This is a genomic window from Streptomyces sp. KM273126 (assembly GCF_004337435.2).
Classification (GTDB): Bacteria; Actinomycetota; Actinomycetes; order Streptomycetales; family Streptomycetaceae; genus Streptomyces; species Streptomyces acidicola.
The window spans coordinates 1,187,342-1,211,365 of sequence record NZ_SJXB02000001.1 but is presented as its reverse complement, the minus strand read 5'-3'; the positions used below and the strand labels follow the sequence as shown (position 1 = coordinate 1,211,365).

At 70.6% G+C, this 24,024-nt stretch carries 22 protein-coding genes and 1 pseudogene; 11 read left to right on the top strand and 12 right to left on the bottom strand.

Annotated features, from left to right (window positions below):
- Window positions 1-23 precede the first annotated feature (23 nt).
- On the bottom strand, window positions 24-1,130 hold the full coding sequence (locus tag E0500_RS05110; protein WP_258572624.1) for a M6 family metalloprotease domain-containing protein: 1,107 nt from the start codon (window positions 1,128-1,130) through the stop codon (window positions 24-26).
- Between the two features lie 714 nt (window positions 1,131-1,844).
- On the opposite strand from E0500_RS05110, the gene E0500_RS05105 reads away from it, so the two are divergent.
- Window positions 1,845-2,489 (top strand): TetR/AcrR family transcriptional regulator, encoded by a 645-nt coding sequence (locus E0500_RS05105; protein ID WP_131570543.1) that lies wholly within the window; start codon window positions 1,845-1,847, stop codon window positions 2,487-2,489.
- Between the two features lie 341 nt (window positions 2,490-2,830).
- Window positions 2,831-4,372: an MFS transporter gene (locus E0500_RS05100; RefSeq protein ID WP_131570545.1), complete on the top strand. Its 1,542-nt coding sequence runs from the start codon at window positions 2,831-2,833 to the stop codon at window positions 4,370-4,372.
- A gap of 207 nt (window positions 4,373-4,579) precedes the next feature.
- On the opposite strand, the gene E0500_RS05095 is transcribed toward E0500_RS05100, so the two are convergent.
- Window positions 4,580-5,083, bottom strand: coding sequence for a MarR family winged helix-turn-helix transcriptional regulator (locus tag E0500_RS05095; protein ID WP_131570546.1), 504 nt, complete (start codon window positions 5,081-5,083; stop codon window positions 4,580-4,582).
- Between the two features lie 174 nt (window positions 5,084-5,257).
- Here E0500_RS05095 and E0500_RS05090 point away from each other — a divergent pair, with 174 nt between their 5' ends.
- The gene (locus E0500_RS05090) at window positions 5,258-6,058 is read left to right on the top strand and encodes a dioxygenase (RefSeq protein WP_131570548.1); all 801 of its coding nucleotides are present in this window, start codon (window positions 5,258-5,260) and stop codon (window positions 6,056-6,058) included.
- Between the two features lie 509 nt (window positions 6,059-6,567).
- Window positions 6,568-7,566, top strand: a complete 999-nt coding sequence (locus E0500_RS05085; RefSeq protein WP_131570550.1) for an RNA polymerase sigma factor RpoD/SigA — start codon at window positions 6,568-6,570, stop codon at window positions 7,564-7,566.
- A gap of 614 nt (window positions 7,567-8,180) precedes the next feature.
- On the opposite strand, the gene E0500_RS05080 is transcribed toward E0500_RS05085, so the two are convergent.
- Window positions 8,181-9,155, bottom strand: a complete 975-nt coding sequence (locus tag E0500_RS05080) for a YafY family protein (RefSeq protein WP_131570552.1) — start codon at window positions 9,153-9,155, stop codon at window positions 8,181-8,183.
- Window positions 9,156-9,337: 182 nt separating this feature from the next.
- On the opposite strand from E0500_RS05080, the gene E0500_RS05075 reads away from it, so the two are divergent.
- From E0500_RS05075 to E0500_RS05060, 4 genes are all read left to right on the top strand, one after another.
- Window positions 9,338-10,165 carry a DeoR/GlpR family DNA-binding transcription regulator gene (locus E0500_RS05075; RefSeq protein ID WP_131570554.1) on the top strand — a complete coding sequence of 276 codons (828 nt, stop codon included), beginning with the start codon at window positions 9,338-9,340 and terminating at the stop codon, window positions 10,163-10,165.
- A complete protein-coding gene (gene pfkB, locus E0500_RS05070; protein WP_131570556.1) occupies window positions 10,162-11,109 on the top strand; it encodes a 1-phosphofructokinase in 948 nt (315 codons plus the stop codon). Before E0500_RS05075 ends, pfkB begins: the two co-directional genes overlap by 4 nt.
- 179 nt (window positions 11,110-11,288) lie before the next feature.
- Window positions 11,289-13,433 (top strand): fructose-specific PTS transporter subunit EIIC, encoded by a 2,145-nt coding sequence (locus E0500_RS05065; protein ID WP_131571983.1) that lies wholly within the window; start codon window positions 11,289-11,291, stop codon window positions 13,431-13,433.
- A gap of 297 nt (window positions 13,434-13,730) precedes the next feature.
- Complete coding sequence (locus E0500_RS05060; protein WP_131571984.1) at window positions 13,731-14,003, top strand: hypothetical protein; 273 nt, start codon at window positions 13,731-13,733, stop codon at window positions 14,001-14,003.
- A 48-nt stretch (window positions 14,004-14,051) separates the two neighbouring features.
- Here E0500_RS05060 and E0500_RS05055 read toward each other — a convergent pair whose 3' ends face one another.
- Both E0500_RS05055 and E0500_RS05050 read right to left on the bottom strand, forming a co-directional pair.
- Entirely contained in the window at window positions 14,052-14,807 is a 756-nt protein-coding gene (locus E0500_RS05055) for a DUF6227 family protein (protein WP_131571985.1), read from the bottom strand.
- A gap of 224 nt (window positions 14,808-15,031) precedes the next feature.
- The gene (locus E0500_RS05050; protein WP_258573141.1) at window positions 15,032-16,219 is read right to left on the bottom strand and encodes an Ig-like domain-containing protein; all 1,188 of its coding nucleotides are present in this window, start codon (window positions 16,217-16,219) and stop codon (window positions 15,032-15,034) included.
- Between the two features lie 401 nt (window positions 16,220-16,620).
- Between E0500_RS05050 and E0500_RS05045 the strand changes: the two genes are divergently transcribed.
- Complete coding sequence (locus E0500_RS05045) at window positions 16,621-17,022, top strand: DoxX family protein (RefSeq protein WP_131571986.1); 402 nt, start codon at window positions 16,621-16,623, stop codon at window positions 17,020-17,022.
- 68 nt (window positions 17,023-17,090) lie between these two features.
- On the opposite strand, the pseudogene E0500_RS05040 reads toward E0500_RS05045, so the two are convergent.
- Both E0500_RS05040 and E0500_RS05035 read right to left on the bottom strand, forming a co-directional pair.
- Window positions 17,091-18,118: pseudogene (locus tag E0500_RS05040) on the bottom strand (P1 family peptidase).
- Window positions 18,119-18,152: 34 nt separating this feature from the next.
- Window positions 18,153-19,385, bottom strand: coding sequence for a low temperature requirement protein A (locus E0500_RS05035; protein ID WP_131565392.1), 1,233 nt, complete (start codon window positions 19,383-19,385; stop codon window positions 18,153-18,155).
- 130 nt (window positions 19,386-19,515) lie between these two features.
- Here E0500_RS05035 and E0500_RS05030 point away from each other — a divergent pair, with 130 nt between their 5' ends.
- A complete protein-coding gene (locus E0500_RS05030; RefSeq protein WP_131565394.1) occupies window positions 19,516-19,698 on the top strand; it encodes a hypothetical protein in 183 nt (60 codons plus the stop codon).
- Window positions 19,699-19,735: 37 nt separating this feature from the next.
- On the opposite strand, the gene mscL is transcribed toward E0500_RS05030, so the two are convergent.
- Complete coding sequence (gene mscL, locus E0500_RS05025) at window positions 19,736-20,206, bottom strand: large conductance mechanosensitive channel protein MscL (RefSeq protein WP_131565396.1); 471 nt, start codon at window positions 20,204-20,206, stop codon at window positions 19,736-19,738.
- A gap of 132 nt (window positions 20,207-20,338) precedes the next feature.
- Window positions 20,339-20,965, bottom strand: coding sequence for a hypothetical protein (locus E0500_RS05020; RefSeq protein WP_258572623.1), 627 nt, complete (start codon window positions 20,963-20,965; stop codon window positions 20,339-20,341).
- Here E0500_RS05020 and E0500_RS05015 point away from each other — a divergent pair.
- Window positions 20,874-21,062, top strand: a complete 189-nt coding sequence (locus tag E0500_RS05015; RefSeq protein ID WP_165935056.1) for a hypothetical protein — start codon at window positions 20,874-20,876, stop codon at window positions 21,060-21,062. The genes E0500_RS05020 and E0500_RS05015 overlap by 92 nt on opposite strands.
- 101 nt (window positions 21,063-21,163) lie before the next feature.
- On the opposite strand, the gene E0500_RS05010 is transcribed toward E0500_RS05015, so the two are convergent.
- The 3 genes from E0500_RS05010 to E0500_RS05000 form a co-directional block, all read right to left on the bottom strand.
- Window positions 21,164-22,006 (bottom strand): S-methyl-5'-thioadenosine phosphorylase, encoded by an 843-nt coding sequence (locus tag E0500_RS05010; protein WP_131565399.1) that lies wholly within the window; start codon window positions 22,004-22,006, stop codon window positions 21,164-21,166.
- A gap of 107 nt (window positions 22,007-22,113) precedes the next feature.
- Window positions 22,114-22,428: an FmdB family zinc ribbon protein gene (locus E0500_RS05005; RefSeq protein WP_131565401.1), complete on the bottom strand. Its 315-nt coding sequence runs from the start codon at window positions 22,426-22,428 to the stop codon at window positions 22,114-22,116.
- Window positions 22,429-22,636: 208 nt separating this feature from the next.
- Window positions 22,637-23,920 carry an MFS transporter gene (locus E0500_RS05000; RefSeq protein WP_131565403.1) on the bottom strand — a complete coding sequence of 428 codons (1,284 nt, stop codon included), beginning with the start codon at window positions 23,918-23,920 and terminating at the stop codon, window positions 22,637-22,639.
- Window positions 23,921-24,024: the final 104 nt, after the last annotated feature.

The window sequence follows — 24,024 nt, the reverse complement described above, 5'->3', positions numbered from 1 at the left end:
TGCGCGGGCGCCCGTGGCCGGCCCTATCGCCGTGTCACCCGTACCCGGTGGTTTCCCTCCGGATCGGTCGCGAGCACCTTGACCTCGACTCCCGAGCCTGGATCGCGGAAGGACTCGCCCGGAACGAACGTCGCGTCGGACAGTTCCGCGTGGACATTGGGGCTGTTGGTGCAGCCGCCGCTGTCGCGCTGGGAGTCGTACACCCGCACCGGCCCGCCCCCCGTGTCGACGGTCGCGTCGACCTTGTAGACGAGGATGCCGGGACGGCACACGACCGCGTCGTTGCCCCCACGGGCGCGCAACTCGATCGCGTACCCGGTACGGGAGTCCAGAGGCACGAAGACCAGTTTGAGGCCGCCGGGCCGGGGCAGCGGGGTGAGCGTGTACTCGGTGCTGCCGGGCGTGGCCGCGCAGCGGACCTGGTTGTCCTCCAGCCAGCCCAGCTTCCACTTGTGCCAGCCGAGCAGGTCGTTGCCGGCGCCCCAGTCCTCGCTCATGATGTCCCAGTGCCCGACCGCGCCCCCGCCCTCGTGGGTGTAGAGGTCGGGCAGCCCGAAGACGTGGCCGTTCTCGTGGGGGAGCACGCGGTAACCGGTCTCCGCGTAACTGCCGGAGCCGTCGTCCTGGCGGCTGTAGACGAAGGACGCGTTGGCGACCGGGACGCCGTCGGCGACGGGTGCCTCCTGGTTGCCCGCGAAGGTCACCGACAGGACGGTGTCCAGGGCGGAGGGGCCCGCGTTGGGGGTGACCAGCACGTTCAAGAAGTCGTACTTGCGGAAGTCCACGCGGGGGTCGGCCTTCCTCACGAGGTCCTCGACCAGCTTGCGGTAGCCGGGGTCGAAGGGTGCGCCGCGCTCTATGCCGTACTCCTTGAACGACTTCGGCATGCGCAGCCAGTCGCCGATCGGGGCCTCGGGGCGATAGTCGAGCTTGCCGTACGAGCTGGTGGCGAACCATGCGCGGGTCTGCGGGGCGAACTCCGCGAGGCGCTCCATCGCGCTGCCCTCGCCGGGGGCGTCCGAGAAGTCGATCATCAGGTTGAGGGCACGGACCGTGCCGGTGGACCGGGAGTAGCCGGGGCCGGTCGGGATGCCCTCCGACATCTGTACGGAGGACGGGCCGCTGATCATGCAGGGCGTGAGCGACGCGCGGCGGGCCAGCGAGGTGGAGCCGGCGGCGGTCGCGGGGTCCGGTCCCGGACGCCCGGCGCCCGCGGAGGTGCTGACGGCGAGGGTGAGGGCGGTGACGGAGGCGAGCGCGGCGAGGCGACGCGGGCGGCGGCCAGGACGTATGCGCTTCGAACGTATCCGTCCAGAACGCGCGCGCTCAGGGCGTGTGCGACGGGAGCGGAGACGCCCCGCGTGTCCACGACCGTCCTGTTTGCGGCCAGCGAGTACCTGATCGGTGTGTATGTGTTCGGTGTGTATGTGACCCGGCTGTATGTGATCGGGCTGTAGGTGACCGGCCGGAGTGCGGCGGCCTCTGCGTCGGAGGGCGGAGCGTGTGCGGCGGCTGGTCGGCTGCATGCAGGGACCCTTCGCTCCACGGCAGCCGCGCCGTCTCGGGCTGCTCCCTTCCGATCACCCTGTGTCGGGGGTCGCCCGATCGCGCGTTGGAGCAGGCCGATCGTGTGCATTCCGGCCGGAAGGGGTGTGATGGGGGTCACATGGGATTCGTGGCCGGGGGTGAAATAACCGGGGATGGTTTCCCCGTTTGGTCATGTGTCCGAGCGATCCGGGGAAACCCTCCCCGGATCGCGAGACCTCGTCGGAGATCGCCTCGACGAGACCCGACCAGACCAGACCAGACCCGACCAGACCTGAGAACCCACCAAGGAGCACGCCGTGCAGACCGCTACCGTCGCAGAGCGCAAGGTGTCCCGCCCGCGGGCCGACGCCCTGCGCAACCGGGAGCGGATCGTCACGGCCGCCCGGGAGATGTTCGTCGAGGGCGGTCCCGAGGTGCCGCTGGACGAGATCGCTCGCCGGGCGGGCGTCGGCAACGCCACGGTGTACCGCAACTTCCCCGACCGGCAGGCACTCGTACGCGAGGTCGTCTGCTCGGTCATGGGCCGTACGGCCCGGGCGGCGGAGCTCGCGCTCGCCGAGACGGGCGACGCCTTCGAGGCGCTGTCCCGCTTCGTGCACGTTTCCGCCGAGGAGCGGATCAGCGCCCTGTGCCCGATGATCTCCGCCGGTTTCGGTGAGCACCACCCGGATCTGGAGGCGGCGCGCGAACGGGTCGAGGAGCTGGTCGACGCCCTCATGGAGCGGGCCCGGGCAGCCGGGCAGCTCCGTCCGGACGTGGGCGTGGGGGACCTGATGGTCGCGCTCGCCCAGCTCAGCCGTCCTCCGGCCGGCACGGGGTGCCTCAGCGCCGACCGCTTCGTCCACCGCCATCTGCAGCTGTTCCTGGACGGGCTGCGTGCCCCGGCCCGGTCCGTACTGCCGGGGGCGCCGGCGACGATGGAGGATCTCCGCCAGACCTGAGACAGACCCGCGGCTCAAGCTCGCGGCCCAGGCCCGGCCCAGGCCAGACGGGTCGCGCCCGGACCGACCGGTGCTGACCGATTAGTTCCGCGCACCGCGAGAGTCACCAAGCACACCGAACACACCGAACACACTGAACACACTGAACACACTGAACATACCGAGCGCACCGAGCACGCCAACCCAAGAACGACGCCAAGAACACCAAGCACGCCAAGCACGCCAAGCTTCCGGCCCTCGCTGACGACGACGTCAGCTCCGACGCGCCGGCCCCCCCCACACACACCTCTCATCCCTTCGCACGCCTTTTTCCGTTACGAAGTCCCGAAGTGGGTACCTCCATGTCTGAAACAACCCAGGCCGCCGCCGCGAAGCTGCCGGCCCCGGTCCCCGACGAGGGCCGCTGGAAATCCCTCGTCTTCATCGCGCTCGCGCAGCTGATGGTCGTCCTCGACGCGACCATCGTGAACATCGCGCTCCCGTCCGCCCAGGAGGACCTGGGTATCTCGGACGGCAACCGGCAGTGGGTCGTCACGGCCTACGCCCTCGCCTTCGGCGGTCTGCTCCTCTTCGGCGGCCGCATGGCCGACCTCTGGGGACGCAAGCGGGCCTTCCTCGTCGGACTGATCGGCTTCGCCGCGGCGTCCGCGCTCGGTGGCGCCGCCACCAACGGAACGACGATGTTCGGGGCCCGTGCCCTCCAGGGTGTGTTCGGCGCACTGCTCGCCCCCGCCGCGCTCTCCCTCCTGGCCGTGATGTTCACCGACGCCAAGGAGCGTGCGAAGGCGTTCGGTATATACGGTGCGATCGCCGGTGGTGGTGGCGCCGTCGGTCTGATCCTCGGCGGCTTCCTCACCGAGTACCTGGACTGGCGCTGGACGTTCTTCGTGAACATCCCGTTCGCGGCGGTCGCCGCGGCGGGCGCGTACTTCGTCGTCCGTGAGCCCGAGGGCGGCCGCAACCGCTCGGCGCTGGACATCCCGGGCGTGGTGCTGTCCACCCTGGGTCTGGTGGGCCTCGTCTACGGTTTCACGCGCGCCGAGTCCGACGGCTGGGGCGACTCGCTGACGATCGGCATGTTCGTCGCGTCGGCCGTCCTGCTGCTGGCCTTCGTCGTCGTCGAGTCCCGGGTCAAGGCCCCGTTGCTGCCGCTCCGCGTGGTCACCGACCGCAACCGCGGCGGTGTCTACCTCTCGCTCGGCCTCGCGGTGATCGCGATGTTCGGCCTGTTCCTCTTCCTCACCTACTACCTGCAGATCGTGCGGGGGTACTCACCGGTCAGGACCGGCTTCGCCTTCCTGCCGATGATCACGGGCATGATCGTGGGCTCCACCCAGATCGGCACCCGGCTGATGACGCGGGTTCCGCCGCGTGCGCTGATGGCCCCCGGCTTCCTGGTGGCCGCGACCGGCATGCTCCTGCTCACGCAGATGGAGATCGACTCGTCGTACGCCGCACTGTTGCTCCCGGCCCAGGTGCTGCTCGGCCTCGGCATGGGTACGGCGTTCATGCCGGCCATGTCCCTGGCCACGCAGGGCGTCGAGCCGCGTGACGCGGGTGTCGCCTCCGCGATGGTCAACACCTCGCAGCAGGTGGGCGGCGCGATCGGTACGGCCCTGCTGAACACCATCGCCGCCTCGGCCACCACCGCGTACATCACGGACCACATCGGGGGAGCCGCCTCCAGGTCCCAGCAGCAGATCGTCCAGCTGCAGGGCATGGTCCAGGGCTACACCAGCGCGATCTGGTTCGCGGTCGGCATCCTGGTCCTCTCGGCGGCGATAGCCTTCACCTTCGTCACGGCGGGCCGTCCGGGCGTCTCGGCCTCCGGCGCGAACGACGCCACGGACGACGAACTGAAGGTCCCGGTGGTTGCCCACTGACGACCTCGCGCACTTCGGGCATACTTCGCCGGCCCGCCCTGGGGAAATCCGGGGCGGGCCCAGTGCTGTTCAGTGGCCAGTGCATTTCAGGACCCAGCGCATTACAGGACCCAGCGCATTTCAGGGCCCAGTGCTTTCAGGGGCGCGGGGCTCAGCTCAACCAGGGGGCACCTCAAGCAGGGGGACCAGGACCTCAACCAGGGGCCTTCACCTCAACCAGGGAAGGTCCGCCCCCGCCTCCTTCGGCTGCAGTCCCTCGGCCACGATCTGCATGATCTCGCCGAGGGTCTCCTGCTGTGCCGAGGACAGCCGGTCGAAGATCGCCTGCCGGACCGCCTGCACATGCCCGGGCGCGCTCTGCGCCAGTACGTCGTACCCCTGGTCCGTCAGCACCGCGAACTGCCCCCGTTTGTCATCGGGACAGTCCTCGCGACGCACCCAGCCGTTCTTCTCCAGCCGGGCCACCGCATGGGAGAGCCGCGACCGCGTGATCTTGGCGCGCATCGCCAGCTCGGTCATCCGCAGCCGCCGCCGCGGTGCCTCGCTGAGCACCACGAGCAGGTGGTAGTAGACGTGCGGCATGCCCGCGTCACGCTGCAACTGCCGGTCGAGATGGTCCTCCAGCAGGGTGGAGGCGTGGACGTACGCGCGCCAGGTGCGCTGTTCCTCGTCGGTCAGCCAGCGGGGCTCTTCAGCGGGTGCCGTATTCATGTATCTACTGTACGAGCCCCATCCTTGAAATTTGAACAAACAAGGCGTAACCTGCCAGGGTAGAACTTGAGCTTTCAAGGATGTCTTCAGGTCTGAAGTCCGAGCCTGGAGTCCGAGACCGAGCGTGCCGGTTCTGCCCAGGTATGAGCCGTGCGTCGTGGAGGGAGTCGCCACATGTCCGCCGTCGCCGAAGAGCACCCCACCGTGAGGCGGATGCCGGCCCTCTATCTGAGCCACGGCGCGCCACCGCTCGCCGACGACCCGGTCTGGCCGGGAGAACTGGCCGCCTGGTCGGCCGGCCTGCCGCGCCCCAGGGCGATCCTGATGGTCTCCGCGCACTGGGAGGAGGCCCCGCTGGCGCTCGGCGCCGTCGAGACCATCCCTCTCGTCTACGACTTCTGGGGCTTCCCCGAGCACTACTACCAGGTGACGTACGAGGCCCCCGGCGCCCCCGAGCTCGCCGAGTCCGTCCGTAAGCTGCTGCGCGCACCCGGCATGCCCGTGCAGGACATTCCGGACCGCGGCCTGGATCACGGCGCGTACGTGCCCCTGGTCGAGATGTTCCCCGAGGCCGACATTCCGGTGCTCCAGATCTCGCTCCCGACCCTCGACCCCGTGAAGCTGATGGAGATCGGACGCAGGCTGGCGCCCCTGCGTGACGAGGGCGTCCTGATCGTCGGCTCCGGCTTCTTCACCCACAACCTCGCGGCCCTGCGGCAGGGGGGCATACCTTCCTGGTCCGTGGAATTCGACGACTGGGGCCACCGCGCCCTGGAGGACCGCGACTGGGACGCGCTCCTCGACTTCACCCGCAAGTCCCCTTCCGGCCTGCTGGCCCATCCCCGTACGGAACACTTCGCGCCGCTCTTCGTCACGATGGGCGCGGCCGAGGCCTCCGGCGAGCTGGACGCCCAGAAGTCGGTGATCGACGGATTCTGGATGGGGCTGGCCAAGCGGTCGGTGCAGTTCGGGTAACAGGCGACAGGCGACAGGCGACAGGCGACAGGCGGCAGGCGAGAGGTTAGGGGTTAGGGCGACGGGCTCAGGCGGGAGCGGCACGGCGCTCCCGGGACTTCGGTGCTGGTCACCCAGCTGAGAATCGCCTGTGAGTCCGAATCCTTGGCAACCATCGGACGATGCGCGCCGTCTTCAAGGTGGGAGAGCAGTCAAGGGTGCCGCTCTTCCGGCGTGAAGACGGCGGAATCGAAGGTGATGGGCGTCTCACGTGCGCAATGGTTGCGGAGGGCGCCGAGGGTGCCTAGGCGGGCCTCGGTCCCCGGTTTGAACTGCGCCCCTGTACGTTCTGACGGCATTTGTTCACCCTCTGTGGTCGGACAGGGTACTGCATGATCAGAAAAATTGAAGTGCAGGTTGGGAATTCTGTCCCGATTCCAGTCGTTGTTTCCTTCGGATGCCGGGCACCCGAGGGGGTGTCCCCAGCGTCACAGGACCATCCGCAAGCCCACCATCGCAAGGGAGCACGCATGGCAACCCGTGCCGTCGCCGCCCGTCGTAAGTCCGCCTCCGGCGGAGACGACGCGGCACTCAGCGTTCGCGCCTCGGGCGGCGAGATCGCCGACCGCGACCTGGTCGGCATGTACCTCGACGAGATCGCGCGTACGCCGCTGCTGGACGCCGCCAAGGAAGTAGAGCTGTCGCAGACCATCGAGGCGGGTGTGTTCGCGCGGCAGATCCTTGAGGGTGAGGAGGAAGCCAAGGCGGATGCCACCCGTGAGGAGCTCGACGCCCTGGCCGCCGAGGGCGAGCGCGCGAAGGACGTCTTCATCCGCTCGAACCTCCGGCTGGTCGTGGCCGTGGCCCGGCGTTACCCGCGCAGCGGCCTGCCCCTGCTGGACCTGATCCAGGAGGGCAACGCCGGCCTGGTGCGCGCGGTCGAGAAGTTCGACTACCGCAAGGGCTTCAAGTTCTCGACGTACGCCACGTGGTGGATCCGTCAGGCCATCACCCGGTCCATAGCGGACCAGTCGCGGACCATCCGGCTGCCCGTCCACCTCGTCGAGGAGTTGGGCCGCGTCCGCCGTGTGCAGCGCGAGTTCAACCGCGAGCACGGCCGCGACCCGGAGCCCGCCGAGATCGCCCAGGAGCTCGGCTCCACCCCCGAGCGCGTGTCGGACGTGCTGGACTGGGCGCGCGACCCGGTCTCGCTCAACATGTCGGTGGACGACGAGGGCGAGACCCAGTTCGGCGACCTGCTGGAGGACACCTCCGCGGTCTCGCCCGAGCAGTCGGTGCTCACGCTGCTGCGCAGCGAGGGTCTCGACCAGCTGATCGGGCGCCTCGACCAGCGCACGGCCTCCATCATCAAGATGCGGTACGGCATCGAGGACGGCCGTGAGCGCACGCTGACCGAGGTCGGCAAGGAGCACGGCCTCACCCGCGAGCGCATCCGCCAGATCGAGAAGCACGCACTGCTGGAGCTGAAGAAGCTGGCGCGGGACACGGGGTTCGACGCGGCCGCGTGACGCGATGGTGCGTCTTCGCCCGGGGAGCCCCCGGTCGGGGTTCGGGGGCTCGGGCGAGAGTGCCCGAAAGCGCTCAGGGCTGCCCGAGCGTGGTTGCTGCGGTGCCCACGGACTTGGCTGTGTTCCGTCGCTTCAACCCCGCGCTCCGCGGGCACAAGACTGGCGGGCACAGAGCGAGCAGGTCCGGGAACGCCAGGCCCAGACCCGCGGAGCTGCCGAGCCGCCGGGCCGCAGGGCCCGGGACTCCGGGTCCGCGTACCGTACGAAGTCAGTGTCGCTGTACGAAGTCAGTGTCGCCGTACCCCGAAAACGACCTCCGTGTCACCGCACGACCCCCGTCCGTCTCGGACCCCCGTCCGTCTCGGCCGGTACCCGAAAGCCAAGTCCCGTCGCACTCCCCCCCCGGCGCCGGGACCTTCCCCGAGCCGGGCTTCGGCGCCTCCCCCCTGGCGTCGGAGCCCGGCTCCACTTCTCGCCACGCACCGGACGTCGACGGGCCACCCCGGACCTGAACCCCGGGGTGACCCGGACGCCAGATTGTGCCACAGAGGCGCGCGCGGCGCCGTAGGGCGAGAGATGGCATACCTGCACGTCAGAGGGCAGAACAGGCTCGCCTACGAGGTCGTCCCGCCCGCCGCCCGCGTCAGTCGCGCACCCAACTCCCGTACGCGCCCGAGCAGTTCCGGCGGATCATGCACCGTGAACTCCCAGTCGAACATCGCCAGGCGCACAGCCAGCCACCCCACGGAGTCGTCCGCGGTGCCCCGGAGCCGGCAGCTGTGCTCGTCGACCGGCTCGGGCGAGCCCAGCCACCGCGGCAGCCGCGCCGCGACGTACTCCGCGGGCGCCGCGAAGGTCACGTCGAACTCGTACGCCTCCCGCCGCCCGTACATCGACCGCCGCAGATACTCCGCCGCACTCCCCGTCGGCAGCTCGCGCGGCGCGAACCGCGCGCCTGTCGCGAACGGGTCGCTGACCCGGTCCACACGGAAGGTGCGCCAGTCGGCGCGGTCGAGGTCGTAGGCGACGAGGTACCAGCGCTGGCCGGTCGACAGCAGCCGGTACGGCTCCGTCAGGCGCCGCGTCTCGGTGCCGTCCCCGGAGCGGTACGCGAACCGCAGCCGCTCCTGCCCGGCCACCGCCGAGGCGATCACCGTCAGCGTTTCCGGCGCCACGGTCGCCCCGTCACCGCTGGTCAGGGGAGCGGTCGCGGCCTGCAGGGTGGAGACCCGACGGCGCAGGCGCGACGGCAGCACCTGCTCCAGCTTGGCGAGTGCCCGTACGGAGGCCTCGTCCACGCCCTCGACCGCGTGCCCCGCCCCGGCGCGCAGCCCGACCGCGATCGCGACCGCCTCCTCGTCGTCCAGGACCAGCGGTGGCATGGCCTTCCCGGCCACCAGCCGGTAACCACCGTCGGCCCCCTTGGTCGCCTCCACCGGATAGCCGAGCTCGCGCAGCCGGTCGATGTCCCGGCGGACGGTGCGGCGCGAGACACCGAGCCGGTCGGCGAGCTCGCCGCCTGGCCATTCCCGCGGGGTCTGGAGGAGGGACAGGAGCCGGAGGAGGCGGGCCGGAGTGTCGGTCGTCATGAATCCAGCATGCCGCGCGAATAGGACACGATCGGTCCTAGTGCTGCGTCGGCCCAGCCGCCCATGCCCGTTTGTGTCTGGCCCATGCCCGAACCTGTTTACTTTTTGGAAATCCAGGCGTAGCCTCCCTGCGAATCCACAAGTTCGGGCATCACCGGGCAGAAAGTCGGAGGCGAACGGACATGTACGCACCGGAGCGGCAGCAGGAGATCCTCCGGCTCGCCCGTGACGGCGGCCGGGTGGACGTGGTCTCGCTGGCGGAGGAGTTCCAGGTCACCGCGGAGACGATCCGGCGCGACCTGAAGGCCCTGGACAGGGCGGGCCTCGTGCGTCGCGTGCACGGTGGTGCGATCCCCGCGGGCCGGCTGGACTTCGAGCCCGACCTCGCCGAGCGCGAGGGCACCGCCGCCGACGAGAAGGACCGTATCGCCCACGCCGCGCTCGCCGAACTGCCGAGCGACGGCACGGTGATCCTCGACGCCGGTACGACGATCGCCCGGCTCGCCGCCGCCATCCCGCTGGAGACCACCCTCACCGCGGTCACCCACAGCCTCCCCATCGCGGCCCGCCTCGCGGACCACCCCGGCATCCAGCTCCACCTGGTCGGCGGCCGCGTCCGGCACCGTACGCGCGCGGCCGTGGACGCCTGGGCCCTGCGGGCGTACGGCGAGATCCGCGCGGACGTGCTCTTCGTCGCCGCGAACGGCTTCTCCGCCGGCCACGGACTGACCACCCCCGACCTCGCCGAGGCCGCCGTGAAGCGGGCGGCGGTGGCCGCCGCCCGCCGTGTGGTGCTGCTCGCGGACTCCTCCAAGCACGGCCAGGAACACTTCGCCCGCTTCGGCGACCTCGGTGACGTGGACCTGCTGATCACCGACAGCGGGCTCAGCCCCGAAGACGCCACCGCCATCGAGCGCGGCGGCACGGAAGTGCTGCGTATTCCGGGGACTGAGCACATCAGCGGCTCCGCCACGGGCCCCCGGACCCCCAGCCGGAAAGACCGCTCATGATCCTCACCGTCACCCCGAACCCCTCCCTCGACCGCACCTACGAGGTCCCCTCCCTCGACCGCGGCGAGGTCATCCGGGCCACCGGCGAACGCATGGACCCGGGCGGCAAGGGCGTCAACGTGTCGCGGGCGGTCGCCGCCGCCGGACAGCGCACCGTGGCCGTACTGCCGCTCGGCGGCGCCCCGGGCGCGCTGGTCGCGGACCTGCTGGACGCACAGGGGATCGAGGTCGCACGCGTGCCGGTCGCGGGGGCCACACGGTCCAACATCGCGCTCGCGGAGGCCGACGGTGTCCTGACGAAGATCAACGCACCCGGGCCCGAACTCTCCGCGGCCGAGCAGGAGTTGCTCCTGGAGACCGTACGCGCGCAGTCCGTCGACGCCTCCTGGATCGCCTGCTGCGGCAGCCTCCCGCGCGGGCTCGCCCCGTCCTGGTACGCCGCCCTGGTCGCCCGGGCCCACGCGGCGGGCTCCCGGATCGCCCTCGACACCTCCGGCCCGGCGCTGCTGGCCGCCCTGCGGGAGCGCCCGGACGTGGTGAAGCCCAACGCCGAGGAACTCGCCGAGGCCGTCGGCCGCCCCCTCGCCACGGTCGGTGACGCGGTCAAGGCCGCCGAGGAACTGCGCGAGATGGGCGCGGGCGCCGTGCTCGCCAGCCTCGGCGCGGACGGGCAGGTGCTCGTGGGCGCCTCGGGCGTCTGGTTCGGCAGCGCCCGCGTGGACGTCGTACGCAGCAACGTCGGCGCCGGCGACTCCTCCCTGGCCGGCTTCCTGATCGCGGGCGGCAACGGCCCCGAGGCCCTCGCCTCGGCGGTGGCCCACGGCGCGGCCGCCGTCCAGCTGCCGGGCAGCGTGATGCCGACGCCGGGGGACCTGGATCCGGAGGCGGTGACGGTGACCGCGGAGGTTCCTGTGGATCGAGTGCTGAGGGAGCCGGTGTCATGACGCCCGTACCCTCGCTAACGGCGACCCCCAGCAGTGGTGGCCTCCCTTTACCCACCACCACTGCCATGGCTGACGCCCCCATCGCCTTCCCCCTCACCCCCACCCACCACTGCACCCCCACCCCCGTTCCCAGCCCCGCCCACGACTCCCCGGGCGATACGCGTGCGAAGGAGCCCGCGATGAGCGAGATGATCACCGCGGACCTGGTCGACCTCGACCTGTCCGCCGACACCAAGGAAGCGGCGGCCCGTGCGCTCGCCGAGCGGATGGTGGCCAAGGGCCGGGTGACCGACCTGGACGGCTTCCTCGGCGACGTGGCCGCTCGCGAGGCGCAGATGCCGACCGGCCTCGACGGCGGCATCGGCATCCCGCACTGCCGCAGCGAGCACGTCACCGAGCCGACCCTCGCCTTCGGGCGCAGCGCGGCGGGTATCGACTTCGGCGCGGCCGACGGGCCGGCCGACCTGATCTTCCTGATCGCCGCCCCGGCCGGCGCGGACGACGCCCACCTCACCATCCTGTCGTCCCTCGCCCGCCAGCTGATGAACGCCGAGTTCACCTCCGCGCTGCGGTCCGTGGAGGACGCGGAGCGGGCCGCGGCGCTCATCCGGGGCGACGACGACGCCCAGGGCACCGAAGACTCCGCGGCGGCGCCGGCCGGAACGGCCTCCGCCGACGCCGCCGCGGTCAGCACGGACGACGAGGGCGCGGGTGACAGCGGGGGCGCGGCGGGGGCCAAGGGTGCCGCGAGCGCCGATGGCGCCGTGAGCGTTGCGGGTGCCGTGAGCGCTGCGGACGCCGTGAGTGCGGCCGGCGCCGAGGAGGCCCGTCCGTTCCGTATCGTCGCCGTCACCTCCTGCCCCACCGGCATCGCGCACACCTATATGGCAGCCGAGGCGCTGGAGAACACGGGCCGTGACACCGATGGTGTCGAGGTCGTCGTCGAGACGCAGGGCTCGGCCGGGTTCTCCCGGCTGGACCCGGCCGTCATCGCTGCGGCCGACGGCGTGATCTTCGCCCACGACGTCCCCGTACGCGAGAAGGAGCGGTTCGCGGGCAAGCCCACCGTGGATGTCGGTGTGAAGGCGGGTATCAACCGGCCCGCCGAGCTGATCGCCGAGGTCCGCGGCAAGGCCGCGCGCGGCGAGGTCACCGAGTCCGCCCGGCCCGGCTCCACCCCGGTCGAGCGCGCTGGCGAGCCCGGCGACGGCTACGGCACCAAGCTCCGCAAGTGGCTTATGTCCGGCGTGAGCTACATGGTCCCGTTCGTCGCGGCGGGCGGTCTGCTCATCGCGCTCGGCTTCGCGCTCGGCGGTTACGAGATCAACGCGGCCAAGCCGGTCACCGAGCACTTCGACTGGGGACAGGTCGACAGCTGGGCAGCGCTGCTGTTCCAGATCGGCGGCGTCGCCTTCGGCTTCCTGATCCCCGTCCTCGCGGGTTACATCGCCTACGGCATGGCCGACCGCCCCGGTCTCGTCCCCGGCTTCGTCGGCGGAATGATCGCCTCCAACATCGCCGCCGGCTTCCTCGGCGGTCTGGTCGCCGGTCTGCTGGCCGGTGCGGTGGTCCTCGGCATCCAGCGGATCAAGATCCCGCCGGTGCTGCGCGGCATCATGCCGGTGGTCGTGATACCGCTGGTCTCCTCGATCGTCGTCGGCTTCCTGATGTTCGTCGTGGTCGGCAAGCCCATCGCCGAGGCGCAGAAGGCCATGACCGACTGGCTGGGCGGCCTCTCCGGGACCAACGCCGTCCTGCTCGGCATCCTGCTCGGCCTGATGATGTGCTTCGACCTGGGCGGTCCCGTCAACAAGGTCGCGTACGCCTTCGCCACGGGCGGCATCGCCGTCCAGGACCCGAGCGGCTCCGCGATGAAGATCATGGCCGCCGTGATGGCCGCCGGGATGGTCCCGCCGCTGGGCATGGCCCTGGCCACCACGATCCGCAAGAAGCTGTTCACCACCGCCGAGCGCGAGAACGGCAAGGCGGCCTGGGTCCTCGGCGCCTCCTTCATCTCCGAGGGCGCGATCCCGTTCGCCGCCGCCGACCCGTTGCGGGTCATCCCGGCCTCCATGGCGGGCGGCGCGGTCACCGGCGCGCTGACCATGGCCTTCGGCTCGACCCTGCGCGCCCCGCACGGCGGCATCTGGGTCACCTTCCTGATCGGCAAGCCGCTCCTGTACCTGCTGGCCATCGCGGTCGGTACGGCGGTCACGGCCGGCCTGGTCATCGTCCTGAAGAGCATGCGGAAGACAGAGCCGGCCACGGTCACGGAAGCGGCCCCGGCCACCGGCGCCGAAACGAAGCAGCCGGTCGCGGCCTGAACCCGCGACCGGCCCGCACAACGGCCGATGGGGCGCACGACGGCCGATGGGATGTACCACGGCCGATGGGGCGTGCGACACGACAGCCCATCGCCATACGGCGAGCCCATCGCCACACGGCGGCCGCAGCCCGTTGGACAGGGGGCTGCGGCCGCCGCGCTTCGTCCGCTTGTTCACCGCGGTGTGTATTTGGTGTGCAGTTGCCGGTTTTGTATCGGCAGTGAGTTTTTCGGGTCACCTGCGAGATGCGTCACGGTCCGGGCCAAAAAGCCCGGACCGTGGTGTCTACTGGGAGGCATGCCTGAGCCCGTGTCGATCCTCCATTTGCTGGGCGTGACCGCCCTCGCCGTGGCGGCGGTCATCTGGGTCGCCATGCTGGTCTGCGTCATGCGCCGCGACCTTCCTGTGCACCGCCGGCAGTTCGCAGCCCTGACCCGCCGCGGCAGGATCCTGCGGGTCCTGCCCTACCAGCGCCACTCCGCCCCCTACATCGAGCACGTCGAACTGACCCCGGCGGAACGCGACGCCTTCGCGGTCCTCGTACGACGGCTCAGCGACGGCCGCCCCTGACCGCAGGGCAGTCGGGAACGACCCTGCGGTCGCCCTGATCGTCTGCGGTCAGCACGGCTCGCCGCTCGCCGCCCGCCGCTCCATCGCGTCCCGGGCCGCGTCCTCCGTCGCGTAGACCTCGCACATGTGGCGCCCGTCCGGCGTCGCCGTGTGCTCGACCTCCCACAGGGAGACCTCCCGGCCGTCCGTGAGCAAGAACGCGTGCTCGTACAACGAGAAGTGCGGCCCCACGCGGCCCGAGCGGCCGGTGCGGCCGAACGCCTGGGTGATCTCGTGCGCGAACGCCGTCCGCAGCAGCAGCGTGGCGAGCTCGTCCCCCGGCGGGTCCGGGTTCTCGGCGCGTCGCAGCAGCCGCCGGGCGTGGTCCGCCGAGTCGTCCGGCACGTACTCGTGGCGGGGCTCGGGGACCGGCGCCAGCTCCACCGTGACGGGCAGCTCGAACTCCGGCGTGTCCGACGGCAGCGGCAGCCGCGCCGTGGCGGCCCGCAACTCCTCCTCGTCCACGTACACCTCGTGCTGCGGATCGCTGCTCGGCACCGTGTTGTGCACCAGCTCCCACAGCGTGAGCGCGCAGCCGTCGGCCAGCAGCCACGTGTGCCGGTACGTCGCCCGGTGCAGCCCCGCGCTGTAGTGCGCCGAGTGCAGCGAACTGTCGTACGCGAGCGCGCAGTCGAGCCGCCGTATGGTCTCGTCGGGCAGCTCGAAGGAGTTCAGGGCGCGACCGAGGAGTCGCGCGAGGTGCTCCTCCGGAGACTCGGGCGACTCGGGTGGCTCGTACGCTGCCGTCTCGTACGGAACGCTCAAGGCTTCTCCCGGCGTTGCTGCATGTCACCTTGTGGGTGCATACCGTAGCCCCTCGGTCGGACATCATGTCCGGGAACCGAGAAAACGTACGTTCTGAAAACGCCAGGGCCGCGCGGATGGTTCCCGCGCGGCCCGCTTGTTTTTGCCGGAGATCTTGGCGTCGTGTCACCAAAGAGTGCTTGTCATGGCCGAGTTGGCCGTGACGTCACCCGCCGTGGCCCGGCTCAGAGGGCACTGCCCGCCGTCCAGGCGCTCCACGGCATGTTCCAGCCGTTGAGGCCGTTGTCCGGGGCGACCGTCTTGTCGGGGGAGTTCTTGACCGTCACGACGTCGCCGATGAGCGTGTTGTCGTAGAACCACTTGGCGGGGGTGTCGCCCTGGGCGCCCTGCACGTCCTGGAGCCCGACGCAGCCGTGGCTGGTGCCCTGCCTGCCGAAGGGCGGGTTGCCCTTGGCGTACCAGTAGTTGCCGTGGATGAAGGTGCCCGACGTCGTCAGCCGCATCGCGTGCGGCACATCCGGGATGTCGTACTCGCCGCCGAAGCCGACCGTCGATCCGTTCATCCGCGTCTGCACGAACTTCTCCGAGACCACCATCTGCCCGTTGTACGTGGTGTTCTCCGGGCTGCCCGCGGAGATCGGGATCGTCCTGATCGTCTTCCCGTCACGCACGACCGTCATGGACTGCGTGCCGGCGTCGACCGTGGAGACCTGGGACCGCCCGACGGTGAAGCGGACCGTCCTGTCCTGCACGCCATGGATGCCCTTGGCGCCCTCCATCCCGTCCAGGTCGATCTTCATCGTGACCTCGGAGCCGGCCTTCCAGTACTCCTCGGGCCGGAAGTCGAGCCGCTGCGCCCCGAACCAGTGCCCCACCACCTTCTGCCCACTGCTCGACGACACCGTGATGCCCGACTGCACGGCCTTCTTGTCAGTGATCGCCTTGTCGAACGTGAACGACACCGGCATCCCCACACCGACCGTGCTCCCGTCGTCCGGCGTGTACGTCCCGATGAAACTGTTGGCCGTAGTCACGGTGGTGAAGATCGAGTTGGCGGCGGACGTGCGCCCGTCGGAGTTCTTCGCGATGGCCGAGATCTGGTACTTCGTGCCCCGCTCCAACTGCTCCTTCGGCTTCCACGCCTTGCCGTCCGCGGACAACGCCCCGGGCACGGCCTGCTCCGTCCCCGCCAGCGTCATCTTCACCTCGGTCAGCTCGCCACCGCTGACCTTCACACCGGTCGCGTTGATGGACGCACCCGTCGAGCCGTCCTTCGCCGAGATCGTGATCCTCGCCGCGGAGTCCTCGGCGGGGCCCTTGTCGTTGTCGGCCTTGGCGCTGCCACCGCAGGCGGTGAGCGTCAGGGAACCGACCACCAGGACGGCCCAGGCCCCCAGCGTGCGTCGCACCATCTTGTCCGGCGATGTCACGGGCTGCTCCATCTTCTCGCTTCGTACGTGATCCGCTTCAGTACGAGGAGAAAGAGCGCCCCGGGCTCAGTGGGGTTCCGGCGGTCCCACCGCTGCAGCCGTCGCGTGACAGAACCCGGACAATCGCCTTACGGGGCCCGCGTGATGGACTCCTCCCGATGGACTCCTCCCGATGGACTCCGCCCAGTGGACTCCTCCCGCTGGATTCCTTTCTCTGGGTTCCTCCCGATGGACTCCTCCCTCTGGGTTTCTCCCTCTGCGCTCCTTCCTCCGCGTTCTCCCTTCCCTCGTTCCTCCTTCCGGGCCCGCGGCCATGTCACACTCGCGGGCCCCCGCTCCGTCCCCGTTGGTGTACCGGCACGCCACGACAAGGAGCCCTGTTCATGAACGCGCTGTTGTGGACCGCGCAGATCCTGCTCGCCGCGATCTTCCTCCTCTCGGGGACGCTCAAGGCAACCCTGTCCAAGGAGCGCCTGCTCGCCACCGGGCAGAGCGGGGTCGCACCCTTTCCCCCTTCCGTGATCAAGCTGACGGCCTGGGCGGAACTGGCCGCCGTCCTCGGTCTCGTCCTGCCACGGCTCACCGGCATCGCCCCCACCCTCACCGCGGTCGCCGCCGCCGGTCTGATGCTCGTCATGACCGGCGCGCTCATCAGCCACTCGACCCTGCTGCGAGCCGATCTCCGGGCAGGACGCCGTCTCCACGAGTCCATCGAGTCGGTCGCCGTCCTCACCTGTCTCGCACTCCTTGGCCTGTGCGCCCTCGTCGTCACTGGCCGCTCCTGACCCTCTGACCCTCTGCCTCCCTGACCCCCTGCCCCCTGACCAACGTCCGGTGCGCCGCGGAACGACCCTCAGTTCCCGTACAACTCCCCGTACGCCGGCCACACCCCGCCCGGCCCCTCCACCGACTCGGCCGCCCGTACCGCTCGGACGATCGCCCGCGTCACCATGTCCGCGCCCGCCGCGAGTACCTCGTTCAGGGCGAGGGGGTCCGAGGGAGGGGGTGGGCGGCGGTGGCCAGAGTGAAGACCGTGTCGCCGTCGTTGAGGAGGTGCACCGGGCGTATGGCCCGGGCGATGCCGTCATGCGCCGTGCCCGCCAGCTTCTGTGCCTGGGCGCGGGTGAGATCGGCGTCGCTGGCGACGACCGCGAGGGTCGTGTTCAGCGAGGGCGCGGCTTTCTTGTCGGTGGCCTCCGCGAGCCGCTGCCGCGCCGCCTCGTGCACCTCGGCCGCCGGGTGGGCCGTACGGCCGCCTCCCTGGAACAACTCCCCGTAGAGCACCCCCGTTTCCGGATCCATCACCGACCCCGCAGCGTTGACCACCACCAGGGCGGCCACCGTGACACCTGAGCCGAGCACGACGCTCGCGGTGCCGACGCCGCCCTTCAGCTGCCCGACCGTCGCCCCGGTACCGGCACCCACGCAGCCCTCCTGGACCGGTGCGCCCGGCTCGCTCGCGGCGGCCGCCTCCACCGCGGCCCGTCCCGTCGCCGCGTCCGGCCTGGCACGGAAGTCACCGCCACGGCCCAGGTCGAAGACACAGGCCGCCGGCACGACCGGCACGACGTGCGTCGGATCGGGACCCACTCGCACTCCGCGTCCCCGCTCCTCCAGCCAGACCATCACCCCCGACGCCGAGTCCAGCCCGTACGCGCTGCCCCCGGTCAGCACGACCGCCTCGATCTTCTGCACCAGGTTCCGCGGATCGAGCGCGTCCGTCTCCTTGGTCCCCGGCCCGCCGCCGCGTACGTCCACGGCCGCCACCGCTCCGCCCTCCGGGGCGAGCACGACCGTCGTCCCGGTGAGCCAGCCGTCGCCGATCCGGGCGGCGTGTCCGACCCGCAGCCCCACGACATCTGTCAAAGCGTCAACTGTCATGGACCCAGTGTGGTCCGGCGAGGCCCATCCCGCCTCACCCGGCCGATGCCGTCGCTCCCCCCTCTCTCGCAGCCATCCGCGCCGTGAGCGTCACCCCTGCGGCTACGGCCAGCGCCGTCACGATGCCCGTCGCGAACACCGCCCAGTCCCCGAGGAACGTGCACGCGATCACCGCCAGCGCCGTGGTGGGCAGCACGGCCTGCTGAGCGATCCCCACCTTGAAGTGGCGCGCGTGCAACGCCCACACGGTCAGGAGGTACAGCGCCGTCGGCAACGTCACCGCGGCCGACGCGACGAGCGCCGAGATGTGCGCCTTGCCGACCGACTGCTCCACCGCGACCTCCAGTCCGGCACCGATCGCGGCCGCCGACGCGAAGATCAGGTAGTGCCCGTACCCCCACAGGAAGCTGTCCCTGCTGGAGCGCAGCCGCCCGTGGATCGGCACGACGAAGTAGATCCACCAAGCCGAGAACACGGTCAGCAGCCCGCCCGCCGCGATCGGCAGCAGCTCACCCAGCGCGTTGCTCTCCTGCACGCCCGACTTCACGGCGACCGTGGCCGCGGCGATGGTCTCGCCGAGCACGATGATCGTGAACAGGCCGTAGCGCTCGGCGATGTGGTGCGGATGCCACGCCGTGGCACAGGCCCTTTCCGCGTACAGCGGCACGCACATCTCCGCCAGCACCATCACCAGGTACACCCAGGGACGGTCCGGGGCCGGGAAGAAGAGGAGCCCCGTCCAGCCGATCTGGCACAGCGCCACACCGCCCGCGTACCGCAGCGCCATGGTTCTCTCGGCGCCCCGGGCCGACCGCGCCACCCGCAGCCACTGGGCCGCCATCGCCAGCCGCATGATCACATAGCCGATCCAGACGACCAGGAAATCGTGGTGTTCGAACGCCTGGGACACCCCGGCCGCGAGCACCAGCACACCGGCGATCTGGACCAGCGTCACGATCCGGTACAGCACGTCGTCGTTGTCGTACGCCGAGGCGAACCAGGTGAAGTTCATCCAGGCCCACCAGATCGCGAAGAAGATCATCGCGTAGTCGAGGATGCCCTCGCCCACGTGGTTCTCCGCCACCACATGGACCAGCTGGAGACCCGCCTGGGCGACCGCCACGACGAAGCACAGGTCGAAGAAGAGCTCAAGCGGTGACGCGACCCGGTGCTCCTCGTCGCGCCCCCGCGCGACCAGCCGCCGCACAGAACCGCCGCCGGAGGCATGAGCGGAGTCCGAGGCTGATCGGGCAGAACGGGATGTCATGGGGCCAAGCACACCAGAAAACCCAGGGAGCTTCCCCGAACCGCGCGCACCGGCGGGCGAGCCCTCACGGACCCCGTGTCCTCCCGTGGCGACCGGGTCTCGCCCGACTGCAGGGCCGTACCCTGGGGGCATGAGTACCGCTTCCGTCCCCGAACCGCGCGAGCAGGCGAAGGCCGCGCTGGTCTTCGACGACCCGCTCGACCAGCAGTCGTCGGACGACACGGACCGCGGGTGGGGCGAGCGGCCCGCGGCCGGCGACAGCGTCGCCGACCTGAAGCGCTTCCTCGACGAGAAGCCGCCCCACCACCTCTGAGGACGCTCAAGACGCCGAAGACGGTCCGTGAACCGCGTTACTCGCGGTCGTGTCCCGAGCCTCGCTGCGCGACCAGGGCGTCCCGTATCTCCTTCAGGACCTCCAGCTCGGTCACCTCGATGACCTCCTGCGTGCCCTCCTTGGCCTTGCGACGGGCCTCCAGCCGTGAGAGGTACTTGGCCATCGGCAGCACCATCAGGAAGTAGACGACGGCCGCCGTGATCACGAAGCTGAGGGTCGCTCCCAGGACGGAGCCCCACATGATGGTGATGCCCGTCGCGGCGTCGCCGCTGCCCGTGCAGGGGTCCTTGAGGCAGTAGCTGTAGTGGTCGAGGTTCTTGGTGCCGACCGCCCCCACCAAGGGGTTGATGACGCCCTTCACCACCGAGTTCACGATGTTGGTGAAAGCCGCGCCGATGACCACGGCGACCGCCAGGTCGACGACGTTCCCCCGCATCAGGAAGGCCTTGAAGCCCTCCCAGATGCTCGGCTCCTTCTTCTTGCTCACCGCGACGCCTTTCCGTGCAAGTCGTGGAACAAATGACTCCGCAACTTACGGCACGGCGTCCGGGACCTGTCCAGTCGCATCCAGTCGCACCTCTCGAATGAGAGGTGTGACGGCGCTCGGCGGTGCCCCTCATCAAGGCCGGCACAGTGTCACCGCCAGCCGTGAGGTCGCGCCCGCGCCCGCCAGCCGTGCCGCCGTGGCCCGGGGCACGGTCAGGACCACCAGCGCCCCGCTCTCGGTGGCGCTCGCCGCCGGCACCCTCGTCACCCGGGCCCCGCGCGCGACCACCCGGGCTCCGCCGCCGTTCGTCGACGACTCCTCGGCCGCGATCACGTCGACCCGGTTGCCGGGCCGCAGCAGCCGCACCGTGGCGCCGTCGGCGATGCGCACCGGTGCCGCCACCATCTCGACGGCTCGGCGCCGCTCCGGCACGGCCTCGGCCATCGGATGCCCGCGGGCCCGCTGGCCATCCTGGGCCGGCTCCGCCTCCCGCGGACCCGCAGCCACCAGCGCCGCAGCGGTCACGGCCAGCCCGGCAGCCACGGCCCGCCTCCGGCACCGCACGAGCCGCCGCAACTGATACCGGGCACCGCCCACCCGCAATGGGGCGAAGTGCGGAACCTCGCAGGTCGGGGGAGCACCTGAACCGGGCGGGCCATGGAGGGACGTGGACAGGGGTCCCGTAGACGCAGACGCAGACGAAGACGAAGACGCAGACGGAATAGACGAAGACCCGTCCAAACCCGAGGACGAGCCCATGGACGAACCCGTGCCCACGGACAACGAAGACGAGGACAACGAAGACGAGGACAGGGAAGGAAACGGAAGGGACATGAGGCCACCACCTGCTGCGTGAGATCGGGCTTGCGGTCTCACGATGAGGCTTCGCGGCAGAGTCCGCCGACGCCCGTGGACAACCCACGAGCTGTGGACAACTCCCTCACCCGAACGGGAGATTCACGGCATGGCGAACCCCGGATCCATCCCGCCCAGAGCCGTCGTGCACAGGCAGTCGCGCTTCTCGGTCGGCGGCAGCGCGGCGACCGCGTCGAAGAGGACGCCGCGCAGCCGGTCGACGTTCGCCGCGAACACCTGGAGCACCTCCTCGTGCGAGACGCCCTCGCCGGTCCCGGCGCCCGCGTCGAGGTCGGTGACGAGCGTCAACGACGTGTAGCAGAGTTCCAGTTCACGGGCGAGCGCAGCCTCGGGATGGCCGGTCATGCCGACCACGGACCAGCCCTGCGCCTGGTGCCAGAGCGACTCGGCGCGCGTCGAGAACCGCGGGCCCTCCACGACGACCAGCGTGCCGCCGTCCACCGGTTCCCAGTCCCGCCCGCGGGCCGCCTCCAGCGCGATTTTGCGGCCCGTGGGGCAGTACGGGTCGGCCAGCGACACGTGCACCACGTTCGGGACGTCGCCACCCGGCAGCGGCAGCCCGTCGAAGTACGTCTGCGTCCGCGCCTTCGTACGGTCCACCAGCTGGTCCGGCACGAGCAGCGTGCCCGGCCCGTACTCCGGCCGCAGTCCGCCCACGGCGCAGGGTCCCAGCACCTGGCGCGCCCCGACCGACCGCAGCGCCCACAGGTTGGCGCGGTAGTTGATGCGGTGCGGCGGCAGGTGGTGGCCGCGCCCGTGGCGGGGGAGGAAGGCGACCCGCCGCCCCGCGATCTCGCCGAGGAAGAGGGAGTCGCTGGGCTGCCCGTACGGGGTGTCGACCTGTATCTCGGTCACGTCGTCGAGGAAGGAGTAGAAGCCCGAACCGCCGATGACACCGATCTCAGCGTTTTCCGTGTTCGCCATGCCCGCACCCTAACCGGGCCCGGAAACGCCGAAGACCCTGTCGTCGCACGACGACAGGGTCCCGTAAGCCTTTTGTTGCGGAGCCTTTTGGCGCGGCCGACCGGCCGCTACGCCGCCGAGCTGCTGCTGGAGGCGGAAGAGCCCGAGGACGACGAGCTCGACGACGACTTCGAGTCCGTCGGGGACTTCGAGTCCGACGACGTCGAGGACTTCGAGGACGACGACGTGCTGCTGCTCGACGACGAACCACGGCTGTCGTTCCGGTAGAAGCCGGAGCCCTTGAAGACGATGCCGACCGCGGAGAACACCTTCTTGAGGCGGCCATTGCAGTTGGGGCACTCGGTCAGGGCGTCGTCGGTGAACTTCTGCACCGCTTCGAGGCCCTCACCGCACTCGGTGCACTGGTACTGGTACGTCGGCACTGGTCTTCCTCCTGGCACTCTCACTCGATGAGTGCTAACGATCGTCCATTCTAGCCCGCCGCAACAAGGGCGTCGGGTAATGTTCGTCACCTGCTCGTGAGCAGCGGTCAGGGCTTGACCGCCACGAGGGCCCTGCCCAAGTGGGAAGCCGCTCAGCGGCGGAGTCACAGTGACGTATTCCGTCGGCGAACGGCGAATGCGATACATGTCACTCACCGACCGTGACGAGAACGCGGTCGCCCCGGCGCCGCGTGACCGCGGGGGTCACGCGCGCCGGGATCAGCCGTGACCGCAGTGCGACCAGGACCGCCAGCGCCAGCGCCGTACCGGCCGCCGGCACCAGGAATCCGGCACCGTCCCAGAGGCGGTCCTCCAGCTGTCCGGCGACCGTGACGGCGGCGGCCTGACCGAGCGCGACCGCACCGGTCAGCCAGGTGAAGGCCTCCGTGCGGGCGGCGGCCGGCACCAGACCGTCGACCAGCGTGTAGCCGATGACCAAGGCGGGTGCAACGCACATGCCGACCAGCAGGCCGAGACCGCCGAGGACCAGCACGGACATCGCGGAGTGGGCGGCCCACAGGCCGGCGGAGGTCAGGGCGAGGGCCGTGTACGCGACGACCAGCCGCCGCTGCGGGGCCGCCTTCCAGGCGATCGCACCGCAGACGAGGCCGGACAGCATGTTGCCCGCCGCGAAGACGCCGTACAGGACACCGTTCAGACCGGGCTCGCCGATCGACTCGGAGAACGCGGCGAGCGAGACCTGCATGCCACCGAAGACGGAGCCGATCCCCAGGAAGGCCACGATCAGAACGCGCACTCCGGGGACCCGCAGTGCCGAAACGTGCTCCACGCGCGCGTGCCAGTCGAGGACGGGAGCGGGTTGCGTGCCCCTCTGGGCGGCGAAGAGCAGACCGCCGATCAAGGTGAGGGCGGCCTCCGTCACCAGTCCGGCCGCCGGGTCCACGGTCGTGCACAGCGCGGTTGCCAGCAGCGGGCCGAGTACGAAGGTCAGCTCGTCCGTGACGGACTCGAAGGCGGTCGCGGTCGTCATCAGGGGCGTGCCCTGGAGCTTCACGCCCCAGCGGGCGCGCACCATGGGGCCGATCTGCGGCACCGAGGCACCGGTGGGCACGGCGGCGGCGAAGAGCGCCCACAAGGGGGCGTCCGCCAGCGCCAGCGCCGTCAGGGTGAGGCCCGCCAGGGAGTGCAGGACGACGCCGGGCACCAGCACGGCCCGCTGTCCGTGGCGGTCGGCCAGACGCCCGCTGAACGGGGCGAACAGCGCCATGGAGACACCGGTCACGGCGGCCACGGCACCGGCCGCCCCGTACGAGCCGGTGGTGTGCTGGACCAACAGCACGAGGGAGATGGTCAGCATCGCGAACGGCTGGCGCGCCGCGAAGCCGGGGAGCAGGAACGTCCAGGCGCCACGGGTGCGCAGCAGCTGCCCGTAGCCCGGGCGGGACGACGTCGAGGTGACCGTGGACGCCACGGCCCATGCCTTTCGCCACCTGGTAGCACGCGCCCCGTTGTCCGGTCTTGAAGGAGGCGTGCCGAGAGCTGTCCTCTTGCGCGTACTGCGGTAGATACCGGAGT

Coding starts and splice junctions, on each gene's coding strand:
- E0500_RS05110 (WP_258572624.1), bottom strand. CDS start 1,130: ATGATCAGCGGCCCGTCCTCCGTACAGATGTCGGAGGGCATCCCGACC.
- E0500_RS05100 (WP_131570545.1), top strand. CDS start 2,831: ATGTCTGAAACAACCCAGGCCGCCGCCGCGAAGCTGCCGGCCCCGGTC.
- E0500_RS05095 (WP_131570546.1), bottom strand. CDS start 5,083: ATGAATACGGCACCCGCTGAAGAGCCCCGCTGGCTGACCGACGAGGAA.
- E0500_RS05090 (WP_131570548.1), top strand. CDS start 5,258: ATGTCCGCCGTCGCCGAAGAGCACCCCACCGTGAGGCGGATGCCGGCC.
- E0500_RS05085 (WP_131570550.1), top strand. CDS start 6,568: ATGGCAACCCGTGCCGTCGCCGCCCGTCGTAAGTCCGCCTCCGGCGGA.
- E0500_RS05080 (WP_131570552.1), bottom strand. CDS start 9,155: ATGACGACCGACACTCCGGCCCGCCTCCTCCGGCTCCTGTCCCTCCTC.
- E0500_RS05075 (WP_131570554.1), top strand. CDS start 9,338: ATGTACGCACCGGAGCGGCAGCAGGAGATCCTCCGGCTCGCCCGTGAC.
- pfkB (WP_131570556.1), top strand. CDS start 10,162: ATGATCCTCACCGTCACCCCGAACCCCTCCCTCGACCGCACCTACGAG.
- E0500_RS05065 (WP_131571983.1), top strand. CDS start 11,289: ATGAGCGAGATGATCACCGCGGACCTGGTCGACCTCGACCTGTCCGCC.
- E0500_RS05060 (WP_131571984.1), top strand. CDS start 13,731: ATGCCTGAGCCCGTGTCGATCCTCCATTTGCTGGGCGTGACCGCCCTC.
- E0500_RS05050 (WP_258573141.1), bottom strand. CDS start 16,219: ATGGTGCGACGCACGCTGGGGGCCTGGGCCGTCCTGGTGGTCGGTTCC.
- E0500_RS05045 (WP_131571986.1), top strand. CDS start 16,621: ATGAACGCGCTGTTGTGGACCGCGCAGATCCTGCTCGCCGCGATCTTC.
- E0500_RS05035 (WP_131565392.1), bottom strand. CDS start 19,385: ATGACATCCCGTTCTGCCCGATCAGCCTCGGACTCCGCTCATGCCTCC.
- E0500_RS05030 (WP_131565394.1), top strand. CDS start 19,516: ATGAGTACCGCTTCCGTCCCCGAACCGCGCGAGCAGGCGAAGGCCGCG.
- E0500_RS05020 (WP_258572623.1), bottom strand. CDS start 20,965: ATGGGCTCGTCCTCGGGTTTGGACGGGTCTTCGTCTATTCCGTCTGCG.
- E0500_RS05010 (WP_131565399.1), bottom strand. CDS start 22,006: ATGGCGAACACGGAAAACGCTGAGATCGGTGTCATCGGCGGTTCGGGC.